10 protein-coding genes and 1 pseudogene are annotated in these 11,310 nt (G+C 72.0%); 9 read left to right on the plus strand and 2 right to left on the minus strand.

The genetic code is table 11. From position 1 onward, the window contains the following. A partial coding sequence (locus ACFW2E_RS16355; RefSeq protein ID WP_384466885.1) for a GMC family oxidoreductase N-terminal domain-containing protein occupies positions 1 to 1,461 on the minus strand: 1,461 nt, incomplete at its 3' end. Between the two features lie 236 nt (positions 1,462 to 1,697). Between ACFW2E_RS16355 and ACFW2E_RS16360 the strand changes: the two genes are divergently transcribed. Continuing rightward, positions 1,698 to 2,936 carry a PucR family transcriptional regulator gene (locus ACFW2E_RS16360; protein WP_384466887.1) on the plus strand — a complete coding sequence of 413 codons (1,239 nt, stop codon included), beginning with the start codon at positions 1,698 to 1,700 and terminating at the stop codon, positions 2,934 to 2,936. A gap of 143 nt (positions 2,937 to 3,079) precedes the next feature. On the opposite strand, the gene ACFW2E_RS16365 is transcribed toward ACFW2E_RS16360, so the two are convergent. Further along, entirely contained in the window at positions 3,080 to 4,222 is a 1,143-nt protein-coding gene (locus ACFW2E_RS16365) for an AraC family transcriptional regulator (RefSeq protein ID WP_384466889.1), read from the minus strand. 372 nt (positions 4,223 to 4,594) lie between these two features. Here ACFW2E_RS16365 and ACFW2E_RS16370 point away from each other — a divergent pair, with 372 nt between their 5' ends. From ACFW2E_RS16370 to ACFW2E_RS16405, 8 genes and pseudogenes are all read left to right on the plus strand, one after another. Beyond that, the gene (locus tag ACFW2E_RS16370) at positions 4,595 to 4,861 is read left to right on the plus strand and encodes a hypothetical protein (protein WP_384466891.1); all 267 of its coding nucleotides are present in this window, start codon (positions 4,595 to 4,597) and stop codon (positions 4,859 to 4,861) included. Continuing rightward, the gene (locus ACFW2E_RS16375) at positions 4,852 to 5,067 is read left to right on the plus strand and encodes a hypothetical protein (RefSeq protein WP_384466893.1); all 216 of its coding nucleotides are present in this window, start codon (positions 4,852 to 4,854) and stop codon (positions 5,065 to 5,067) included. The genes ACFW2E_RS16370 and ACFW2E_RS16375 overlap by 10 nt, the downstream gene beginning before the upstream one ends. 73 nt (positions 5,068 to 5,140) lie before the next feature. Continuing rightward, positions 5,141 to 6,448: an MFS transporter gene (locus ACFW2E_RS16380; protein ID WP_384466895.1), complete on the plus strand. Its 1,308-nt coding sequence runs from the start codon at positions 5,141 to 5,143 to the stop codon at positions 6,446 to 6,448. 38 nt (positions 6,449 to 6,486) lie between these two features. Continuing rightward, the gene (locus ACFW2E_RS16385) at positions 6,487 to 8,193 is read left to right on the plus strand and encodes an aldehyde dehydrogenase family protein (protein WP_384466897.1); all 1,707 of its coding nucleotides are present in this window, start codon (positions 6,487 to 6,489) and stop codon (positions 8,191 to 8,193) included. An 18-nt stretch (positions 8,194 to 8,211) separates the two neighbouring features. Continuing rightward, on the plus strand, positions 8,212 to 9,693 hold the full coding sequence (locus ACFW2E_RS16390; RefSeq protein WP_384466899.1) for a long-chain fatty acid--CoA ligase: 1,482 nt from the start codon (positions 8,212 to 8,214) through the stop codon (positions 9,691 to 9,693). 520 nt (positions 9,694 to 10,213) lie between these two features. Then, the gene (gene panD, locus ACFW2E_RS16395) at positions 10,214 to 10,633 is read left to right on the plus strand and encodes an aspartate 1-decarboxylase (RefSeq protein WP_384466901.1); all 420 of its coding nucleotides are present in this window, start codon (positions 10,214 to 10,216) and stop codon (positions 10,631 to 10,633) included. Between the two features lie 33 nt (positions 10,634 to 10,666). Continuing rightward, positions 10,667 to 11,011, plus strand: a complete 345-nt coding sequence (locus ACFW2E_RS16400; RefSeq protein ID WP_384466903.1) for a GNAT family N-acetyltransferase — start codon at positions 10,667 to 10,669, stop codon at positions 11,009 to 11,011. After that, positions 11,011 to 11,310 (plus strand): annotated as a pseudogene (locus tag ACFW2E_RS16405) (arylsulfatase); the annotation flags it as partial. The gene ACFW2E_RS16400 and the pseudogene ACFW2E_RS16405, both read left to right, overlap by 1 nt.

An 11,310-nucleotide genomic window follows, 5' to 3' on the forward strand; every position in this document is an offset into this window, starting at 1 on the left:
GGCGGTGAGCGGGGTGCCCATCAGTTCGCCGACGTTGGAGCCGGCGAAGCCGTTGATCTCGGCGGCGAGCGCGGCGGCGCTCTCGGTGGCGGCCTTGATCTGCTTGGGGTTGGGCGAGCCGTGGCCCTGGCGGGCGGTGAGCAGGCCCTTGCCGACGCCCGTCGGTTTCAGGTGCGTGGTCAGGGAGTTGTCCAGGGACTGCATCACCAGGCCGATGATGGCGCGCTCCGACCAGCGGCGTTTGCTCAGCGAGCGGGCGAAGAGGACCGGGTGCCGGACGGAGGTGGCGAGGAAGCTCAGCCATCGCGGGCCGCGGCCGCCACCCGGGGCCTGGAGTACGGCCAGCAGACCCATGGAGTTGGAGCCCTTGCCGTAGCGGACCGGCTCGATGTGGGTGCTCTCGTCCGGGTGCATGGAGGAGGTGATCGCCACGCCCTTGGTGAAGTCGGCACGGCGTCCGTAGTGCCGGTCGGTGGTCTGCGCGGTGACGATGGCCTCGGAGTTGGTCCGGCTGAGGTGACCCAGCCGGTCGGAGATGTGCGGAAGGTCGCGGCGTGCCTTGAGGGTGTGCAGCAGGGTCTGGGTGCCGTACGTGCCTGCGGCGACCACGACGCGGCGGGCGGTGAAGCTGCGCTGCGCGCGCCTGCGAGAGTCGGTGCGCCGGGTGTCGATGACGTAGCCGTCGCCCTCCTCCCGGATCCGGGTGACGGTGGTGAGCGGGTGGATCTCGGCGCCGCCGCGCTCGGCGAGGTGCAGGTAGTTCTCGGTGAGCATGTTCTTGGCGCCATGGCGGCAGCCGGTCATGCACTCACCGCACTCGGTGCAGGCCCGGCGAGCAGGTCCTGCGCCGCCGAAGTACGGGTCGTCGACCTCCTCTCCCGGCTGCACCCGGCGACTGCAGTCCGCGTCCTCGCCGTCCCCGAAGAACACGCCGACCGGCGCCAGATGGAAGCTGGACCCCACGCCCATTTTCTCGGCGACCGCCTTCAGGTGGACGTCGGAAGGGGTGAGCGTGGGGTTGAGACGCACCCCGAGCATGCGCTGCGCCTGGTCGTAGAAGGGCGCCAGCTCCTCCTGCCAGTCGGTGATGTGCCCCCATTGGGGATCGCTGAAGAACGCCTTCGGTGGCACGTACAGGGTGTTGGCGTAGTTGAGGGAGCCGCCGCCGACGCCCGCGCCGGCCAGGACGAGCACGTTGCGCAGCAGGTGGATCCGCTGGATGCCGTAGAGGCGCAGAGCGGGGGCCCACAGGTAGTTGCGCAGGTCCCACGAGTTCTTCGGCAGGTCGGCGGCGGTGAAGCGGCGGCCGGCCTCCAGGACGGCGACGCGGTAGCCCTTCTCGGTCAGGCGCAGCGCGGCCACCGAACCGCCGAAGCCGGAGCCGACCACGACGACGTCGTAGTCGAGCTCGTTCTCCTCCGGCGGCCGGCCGTGGTCACGGGGGGCGGCGGGAGTTGTCATGGTCAGCCTCCGAGGGGCGAGACGCGGGCGGCCACCGTCCGGGGAAGAGCGGGGCCACTTCGGGAGTCCGCCCCACGGGATTCGTCCGCGAGCGGTCGTCACTGTCGACCGCTGTGCGCCTCCCGCGACAGGTGTGGCCATACGGTAAGCCGGAACGGCAGGCCGGAAGGATGTGCGGCTGCCCAGCGCCAGCGGTGTCCGTTGTGCCGCTGCACCAGCGTGGGTAGCGTGAGGGTATGGAGTCGACCGCCTCGGACGCCGCGTCCTTGATCAAACTGGTCGCCGGACGGCTCCTCGACGAGGTCGACGCCCTCCTCCTGGACATTGACGCGGCCATCTTCGAGGTGGCCCCGGTCTTGGCCGAGGACCCGACGCTGGCCGCGGAGAGCCGGGCCAGCAGCCGGGCGAACGTGCTGCGCTGGCTGACCGCCATGCAACTGCGTCCCGGCGAGCCGGTCTCCCGGGACGCACCTTTGGAGACCCTCGACCTGGCCCGGACGCTGGTGCGCCGTGGCGCCGAACTCGACGCCCTCGTGCAGTCCTATCGCAGGGGCCAGAACGTGGCATGGCGGCGCTGGATGGACCTCGCAGCCGCGACCATCCCGTCCCGCGGCGACCTGGTCGAGGTGCTCCAGGTGTCCTCGGCCCTGATGTACGAATACGTCGACCGTGTGCTGGACACCGTCATCTCGCGCATGCAGCAGGAACGCCAGGACCTGCTCTCCGGGGCACTGGCCCGGAGAGCCGAGACGATCCGGCTGCTCCTCGACGGAGCCCCCATCAGCGCCGAACGAGCGGGCCGACAGCTCAACTACGACCTCACCGGAAGGCACGTCGCCGCGGTGCTGTGGTCCGATCCGCCGGGCGAGGTCCACGGGATGCTCGAGCAAGCTGCCGGAGCCCTCTCCACGACGGCCTGCTCACGGCCGCCCCTCACCCTGCCTGCCGGCACGCGCACGCTGTGGGCCTGGCTTCCCGTCCGCCACGAACCGGACTGGCGGGAACTCCGCGACGCCATGGCCCACGCGGCTCCCAGGGTTCGCGTGGTCCTCGGACCGCTCCGCGACGGCATCACCGGGTTCAGGCGCAGCCACGTCGCGGCGCTCGCCGCCCAGCGGCTCCTCGCAGGCACACCCGACGGAGACCAGCTCACCGCCTACCACGAGATCGAAGCCGTCGCCCTCGTCAGCCAGAACGAGGAGCGCATGACGGAGTTCATCACCTCCACCCTGGGGCCTTTGTGCGGCGTCGACCCGGGGCACCTCACCCTGCGGGCCACCTTGCGGGTCTACCTCGACGAAGGCGGAAACGCCCCGCGGACCGCCGAGCGACTGCACACCCATCGCAACACCGTGCTGCACCGGGTCGCCCGCGCCGAAACGCTGCTGGGATACCGGGTCACCGAGCGCCGCCTGGCCGTGTCCCTCGCCCTGGAACTCCTGCACCGCCTCGGCAGCCGGGCGCTGCCGCGGTGAGCGCCCCGTCGGCAGTGGTACGACACCCTCGCGTTTCGCAGCGCCCGCACCGCGCCGGCCGTCGGCAAGGCCCCGTCCGGGCGGGGCATCCAACTGCTCCGGGCGGACGGCGACCGCCGTTGTGCCGGCGCGTCCACGCCACATCAGGCGTACGCTGCCGCCGCCTCGGGTGCCCCGCTCTGCCGCGCCGTACGCCGTATGGCAGACGGCGTCACGCCGAACCAGCGCCGGCAGGCACGGGACAGGGCGCTCTGCTCGGCGTAGCCCAGCCGGCGGGCGATCCGGCCCAATGCCATGTCCGTCTCCACGAGCAGCCGCTCGGCGGTGTCCCGACGCACCACGTCGACCAGGTCCGTGACGGACAACCCCTCCGCTGCGAGGCGCCGTTGCAGGGTGCGCGGATGCAGCCCCAGGCGGGCGGCGATGTCCTCGACGGTGGGTACTCCCTTGGGCAGCAACTGCTCCGCGAGCTCGGCGACCGGGCGTACGAGGCAGGCGCGGTCCCGCGGGGCGGTGCCGGCGAGATGCTCCACGAGCACGCGGTGGGCGACCGGGTCGTGCTCCAGGGGGCGGCCCAGGTCTGCGGCGCTGAGGGTGAATCCCGGCCGGGGCTGGGAGAAGCGCACCGCGGTGCAGTAGTCGCTCTCGTAGTCCGCCTGAGGCGTCAGCGCGCGGTGCGGAACGTGGATGTCGACAGGACGGAAGGATGAACCGGCCAGCAACTGAAGCACCGTCAGCGCACGTGCCAGGAACGCCTCGACTCCCTGGGGATAGGGCCACCGCCCGCCGAGGGCGCTGCGGAACTCCACGAAGGCCAGACCGTCGCCGGGCCCGGAGACCAGCCAGAGCGAGCAGGCCGTGGAGTAGGTTCCGAGGTAGCGGCTGAAGACCTCGACCGCCTCCGCGAGGGTACGGGCGGTGCGCGCGGCGGGTACCAGGGGTCCGAGGACGTCCGCTTTCTGCCGCAGGCCCAGCCTGCGCCCCAGATCCGGTGTGCCGGTGCTCTCGGCGGCGGCCTCCAGCAACTCCATGACGCGCCGGAAGGGCAGGTACTCCTCGTACCGGCCCGCCGTCGCGGGCGCGATCCCGGCGCGGTGGAGCAGGTCGTCCGGCGCGCCACCCAACTCCGTGACCAGCTCACGGAATCCGCTCAGCGCGGACCCACGGACCAGTGCGTGTCCTGCGGCAGCGTGCGGGCGGTCCGGCCGGCAGGTCCGGCTCTCGCGATGCCCGCCGGTGGAGCGGCCCGGCCTGAGGCCCTGCGCGACCGCTGCTTCTCGGCTCATCGGCGACCGTACCTCCTCATCGGGCCACTGCGCTCCACCGGTACCGAACTCTCGGCTCCGTATCGGCTGCGCGGTGCCGTCGCCAGGGCATTTCGGAAAGTCTAAGCAGCCGGCCTGGGAGCGGCACTGTGCAGGCGCACAACGCCGGGGCGGCGGACCGTGCCGTCGCACATCGGGCCGTGCGATGCCTTCCGCCTGCCCCACACGGTGCAGCCGGTGTCGCGCGAAGCCAAATTGTCGGCACCCGGAGGCAAGACCCACCGCGGGGTTCTTCGCGATGGTGATGGCAGGCGTCCAACGCGGGGCACATGCCGACACCGCCGCGCCCGCTTGTGATCCGTACCGCCCAGCACTCGGACAAGGAAGCATCCCGTGGCGAACCCGGCCTACCGTGCGACACTCCCGATCCACGAGCCGAGGCGGCCGATGGACGTGCGCGATGCCGAGATGCCCGGGCCCGCCGGCAGGATGAGACCGCCGAAGGGCGCACCCAACGTCCTCATGATCCTCATCGACGGGAAGGGCTACGGAGCCTCGTCCCCGTCCGGTAACCCCGGCGGGATGCCGGTGGCCGGCATCCACCACGACGGGCTGGTCGGCGTGGCGTCGACGGCAGGCCGGCCGGGTCGGTGCGGCTGAACCACACCATTCCGTTCGTCCACCATGCCACCGACCGGCGGGATGTCGGCGAGGCCAACGGCGTACCCGTGACCGACTACGGCATTCCGGGCGGCCGGTTCAGCGGCCGGTTCAGCGGGCGGATCGAGAAGGTCGTCCGGGAGATCGGTGACGACCTCTGCGAGGACCCGGCGGGTGAGACCCAGTCCATGGTGTCCGTGCAGTAGTCCCCGACCGGTGGCCCGCTCGCCCGAGCCCCGTCCCACACCTGTCCGCAACAGCCAACCTCCCGGAGCCATCGTGACCGACAACGACGTCGTCCCCGTCAGAACCGCCGACCTCTCCCCGCAGGCACCCCACTCCAGGCGACGGGCGTGGATCGTCACCGGGTTGCTCGTGGTCTTCATGATGGTCAATTTCGCCGACAAGTCCGTCATGGGACTGGCGGCCGACTCGATCCGCCGTGACCTCCACCTGTCGGCGACGTCCTTCGGACTGGCCAACAGCGCGTTCTTCCTGCTGTTCTCCGTCTGCGGTGCCGCGGTCGGGCTGCTGGCGGACCGGGTACGGCCGCGGTGGCTGCTGCTCGGGATGGCGCTGCTGTGGTCGGTCGCCCAGATACCCATGGCACTCGGCGGCGGGGTGGCCGTGCTGGTCGCCTCCCGGATCCTCCTCGGGGCCACGGAGGGGCCGGCCTTCCCCGTCGCCCAGCACAGCGCCCTGTCCTGGTTCCCCGACCGCAAGCGCAACCTGCCCGGCTCCCTGATCACCGTCGGTACCACCCTGGGCGTCGTCGTGGCGGCCCCCGGGCTGACCTGGGTGATCCACCACCACGGCTGGCGTTCCGCCTTCGGCGTGGTCGCGGCCGTGGGCGTGGTCTGGGCCGCGGTCTGGGCCACCCTCGGACGGGACGGCAGCCACGCGGCCGAGACCCCCGCGCATGCCGGTACCGAGGCCGACGACACGAGCCCCGCCGATGCCCCCTACCTGCGCATCCTGCGCACGGGCAGCTGGATCGGCAGCACGGTCGCCTTCTTCAGCACCTACTGGCTGACCGCGCTGGCGCTGGTGTGGGTGCCCTCCTACCTGCGCGACGGACTGGGCTGCTCGGACACCACCGCGGGGAACCTGGTCGCTGGGCTCTGGGCCGTCAACGGCGTCGCCATGCTGGGGCAGGCCGGACTGACCGGATGGCTGCTGCGCCGAGGAGTGAGCAGCCGCTGGGCCCGCGCCCGCGTCGGCGGCATCACGCTGATCGCCTGTGCCCTGTGCTGTCTCGGCCTGTCGCAACTGACGGGCGGAGCAATCGCCGTCGTGCTCCTCATCGTCGGGTTCGGCCTGCCCGGGCTCATGGTGAGCGTGGCGGTGACCTCGGTCGCCGAACTCGTCCCCGGCCGGCGCCGAGGGGGCGCCCTGGGCCTGATGACCGCCGTGGTCACGACTGCCGGCCTGGTCGCCCCCGCCCTGACCGGCCACCTCGTCGACACCCAGGGCACGGCCGGCTACCGGCAGGCCGTCCTGCTCGTGAGCGCGCTCCTGCTGATCGGCGGTACCGCTGCCGTCACCCTGATCGACCCGGCCCGCGACGCACGCCGCCTGGCTGCCTGACGCACTCCGTTCCCTCTGTCCGCCACCCAAGGAGTGACGTGAACAGCACCGCCCTCGACATCGCCGCTCTCGACCGCGCCCTGCACGAACTGCGGGAGAACGCCGCGTCCTGGGCCGCGGCCCCGCTCGCCGAGCGGATCGGCCTGCTGGAGCGGCTGATGCCGCGGATCCGTGACGGCGCGCCCGAGCTGGCCGCGGCCGGCGCCCGCGCCAAGGGGTACGGCCCCGACTCCCCCTGGGCCGCGGAGGACTGGGCGGGCGGCCCGTGGGCGCTGGCCCAGAACGTCAGCGCCCGCCTCCAGGTACTGCGGCGGATCGCCGCCGGCCGGGACCCGCTGCCCGCACGGGCGGTCCACGCACACGGCGGCCGTACCTGGGTGGACGTCTTCCCCGCCACCGGCTGGGACCGGCTGCTGCTCAGTGGCTACTCGGCCCGGGTCCGGATGGGGGCGGGCACCACCGCCGAGCAGGTACGCGACCGGGCGGCCGGAGTGCACCGCGGCCGTCCGGAGCCGGCCGGGGTGGCACTGGTGCTCGGCGCGGGCAACGTCGCCGCCCTGACCGCCGTCGACGTCCTGCACAAGCTGTACGCCGAGGGTCAGGTCGTCGTCGCCAAGATGAACCCGGTCAACGCCTATCTGCGGCCCCACTTCGAGCGGATCTTCGCCGAGTTCACCCAGCGCGGCTGGCTGCGGTTCGTCGACGGCGGCCCCACCGAGGGCGCCTACCTCACCCACCACGACGGCGTGGACTCCATCCACGTCACCGGCAGCGACCGCACCCACGACGCCATCATGTGGGGCACCGACGACCAGGCCGAGCAGCGCCGCCGCGACGACCGGCCGCTGGTCGACAAGCCCTTCACCAGCGAGCTGGGCGGAGTCAGCCCGTGCATCGTGGTGCCGGGGCAGTGGAGCGCAGCGGACTTCCGCTTCCAGGCCGAGCACATCGTCACCAGCAAGATGAACAACTCCGGCCACAACTGCATCGCCAGCCAGGTGCTGGTGCTGCCCCGCGCCTGGGACGGCACCGAGCGGCTGCTCGACGAGATCCGCAAGGTGCTGCGCACCCTGCCGGCCCGCAGCGACTACTACCCCGGCGCCGACCGGCGGCTGGCCGCGGTCCGCGCGGCCCACCCGGAGGCCGAGAGCTACGGCGACGGCTGCCGGCTGCTGGTGCCGGACATCGCCGACCACGACGACGTGCTGCTCAGCGGCGAGGTCTTCGCCAGCGCCCTCGGCGTGGTACGCCTGCCCGGCGACACCCCGGCCCAATTCCTGGGCAACGCCGTCGACTTCGCCAACGGCACCCTCCCCGGCACGCTCGGCGCGACCCTGATCGTCCACCCGGCCACCGAGCGGGCCCACCGGGCCGTGGTGGAGACGGCCATCGCCGAGCTGCGCTACGGCACCCTCGGCGTCAACTGCTGGTCCGCCGTCGGTTTCCTGCTCGGCTACACGCCCTGGGGCGCCTACCCGGGCAACACCCGGCAAGCGATCGGCAGCGGCATCGGATTCGTCAACAACGCCTTCATGCTCGAGGACGTCGAGAAGACCGTGGTGCGCGCGCCCTTCGCGCCCGCCCCGCGTGGCCTGTTCACCGGCTCGCCCTCGCTCTCGCCCCGCCCCCCGTACTTCGTCACCAACCGCACCGGGCGCACCACCCTGCGACGCGTCACGGGCTTCACCACCGCACCCGGCATCACCCGACTGCCCGCCGTCTTCGCCTCCGCGCTCCGCGGCTGACAGGAAGCGATCCCCCTCATGAACCTCAACGACCTCCTCGCCCACGCCGCCGCCGAGCACGGCCACCGCCCTGCGGTCGAACTCGGCGACCAGGGACTGAGCTACACCGAACTCGCCACCCTCGCCGGCCGTACCACCGCACTCCTCGCCGCCCACGGGATCGGCCCCGGCGACCGGGTCGGCCTGATGCTGCCCAACCTGTGCGAGTTCCCCGTCCTCTACTACGGCGTGCTGGGTGCCGGTGCCGTCGTGGTGCCGATGAACCCCCTGCTCAAGCCGCGCGAGATCGACCACCAGGTGCGCGACTCCGGCATGGCTCTACTCCTGGCCTGGGACGGCGTCGCCGACCAGGCCCGGGCCGGCGCCGACGGCACCGGAACCCCGGTGGTGCCGATCGTGCCCAGTGGGCTGGAGACACTGCTGGCCGAGCACCCGGACCCGGCAGCAACCGTCCCGCGGAAGGACGACGACCTCGCCGTCATCCTCTACACCTCCGGCACCACAGGCGTACCCAAGGGCGCCATGCTCACCCACGCCGGGCTGGCCCGCAACGCCGAGATCGGCGGGCGCACCCTGCTCCGGCTCACCCCCGACGACGTGGTGATGGGATGCCTGCCTCTCTTCCACGCCTTCGGACAGTCCTGTGCCATGAACGCCGCCGTGGCGACGGGTGCCCGGCTCACCCTGCTCGCCCGCTTCGACCCGGGCCAGGCCCTGCGCACCATCGACGAGCGGCGGGTGACCGTCTTCGAGGGCGTGCCGACCATGTACGCCGCCATGCTCGCCGAGCACGAGCGCAGCACGGAGCAGTGCGACACGAGCTCGCTGCGCATCTGCGCCTCCGGCGCCGCCTCCCTCCCCGTCGAGGTGCTGCACGCCTTCGAGGCCGCCTTCGGATGTCCGGTCCTGGAGGGTTTCGGCATGTCCGAGACCTCCCCGATCGCCTCCTTCAACCACCCCGACCGGCCCCGCAAGGCTGGCTCCGTCGGCACACCCGTCGAGGGCGTCGAGATGTGCCTCCTCGACCCGGTCGACGGCGTCGGCGAGCTCTGCGTCCGCGGCCACAACGTGATGGCCGGCTACTGGAACCGTCCCGAGGCGTCCGCCGAGACCATCGTCGACGGCTGGCTGCGCACCGGCGACCTGGCCCGGGTCGACGAGGACGGCTACTACTACATCGTCGACCGCAAGAAGGACCTCATCATCCGCGGCGGCTTCAACGTCTATCCGCGCGAGATCGAGGAGGTGCTGTACGAACACCCCGCAGTGGCCGAGGCCGCAGTGATCGGCCTCGCGCACCCGACCCTCGGTGAGGAGGTGGCCGCGGTGGTGGCGCTGCGCCCCGGCGCCGCGGCGGACGTGGACGAACTGCGGGAGTTCGTCCGCGAGCGGGTGGCGGCCTACAAGTACCCGCGTGAGGTCCGGCTCGTCGACGCTCTGCCCAAGGGGCCCACCGGCAAGATCCTCAAGCGGCAGATCGCCGCCCCCGAGAACCGTTGACCCGGAACTGCCGCAGGCCGGCCGGCCGACGCCGAAATCCGGACCGGCCGGCAAGCCTGGGCCCAAGCAGCACTCACCCACACAGCATGATCACATCAGGCCCGCCGAAACCGCGAAACTCAAGAGGCGAGTCCACAGCCCAGGAGTAGGGGCGCACAACGGATCCGTGGATCTGCGCCTTGCGCATACCTGACGTCCAGGGCGGGTCCACCGCACAAGGAATTCAATGGGGCGCAAGGCCGCCCTCTGAACCTTCGTCAGTTCATGCTCAGTGACGGGGCTCTCAGTGCGGTGCGGAGTGCCGTTCCGTACCCTGGTTCCGCCTGTCGGCCTCGAGGGTGGAGGCGATGTCCCGGGACGCCGCCACGTCTGCCTGGCATTGGATCACGAGACTCAGCAGCCGGTCAGCGCCGATACCTGAACAGCAGGCGGGAAATCAGCGGGAAGCCGGCCGTTGTAGAGTGAAAACCGCCCTTGACCTGTACAAGCAGGCAGGGAGCCGATCAGCAGGAGCACTCAAATGCTGCGTACTCTATTCAAGTCCAAGATCCACAGAGCCACGGTCACCCAGGCCGACCTGCACTACGTGGGATCGGTGACCATAGACGCCGATCTGCTCGACGCGGCCGACCTGTTGCCGGGTGAGCTCGTCCACATCGTCGACATCACCAACGGCGCCCGTCTGGAGACGTACGTCATCGAGGGCGAGCGCGGGTCCGGTGTCATCGGGATCAACGGCGCGGCCGCCCACCTCGTCCACCCCGGCGACCTGGTGATCATCATCAGCTACGCTCAGGTGACCGACGCCGAGGCACGGGCGCTTCGGCCGCGGGTCGTACACGTCGACCGGGACAACCGGATCGTGGCCCTCGGCGCCGATCCGTCCGAGCCGGTGCCGGGTTCGGACCAGGAGCGCAGCCCGCAGGCCGTTCGGGCCTGACCGGCTGGCGGACGACCGGGAGCGTGCTTGCCCATGAGTGACATCGGGATCCGTGACGACCGGGCGGCGGGCCGCCTGGAGGCGGTCGGCGACGGGGAAGTGGTCGGCCGCATCGAGTACTTCGTCCTCGAGGCCCCCGAGCGCGCCCTGGTCCCCGTCCACACGATCGTGGAACCGGCCCACGAGGGGAAGGGCATCGCCGGGTCCCTCGCCCGCGAGCTGTACGTCCTTGCCGCGCGCGAGGGCGTCCCGGTGGCGCCGCTGTGCCCGTACGTCACCAAGTGGGCCGAACGTCACCCCGACGAGGCCCCGGCGGCCGACCCCGAGCTGCGGCGCGCCGCGAAGGAGTGGCTGGTGGCGCACCCAGGGCGCTTCTGATGCCCGGGGCGCTCGCCCTCCTGCACACCTCGGCCGTGCACGTACCCGTCTTCGACGCCCTGCGCGACGAGGACCACCAGGGCCTGGAACTGCGGCACTTCGTCGACGAGGGGCTGCTGGAGCGGGCCCGCGGAGACGGTCCCGAGGCCGTCGCGGCGGATGTGGCCGCCCTGCTGGAGCGAGCCGTCGCCGACGGGGCACGCGCCGTGCTCTGCACCTGCTCGACCATCGGCGCGGTCGCGGAGGCGGCCGCCACCGGGGGGGGGGGGGCCGGGGGGGGGGGGGTCCCCCCCCAGGGG

It is taken from the genome of Streptomyces sp. NPDC058964, assembly GCF_042741275.1.
Lineage (GTDB): Bacteria > Actinomycetota > Actinomycetes > Streptomycetales > Streptomycetaceae > Streptomyces.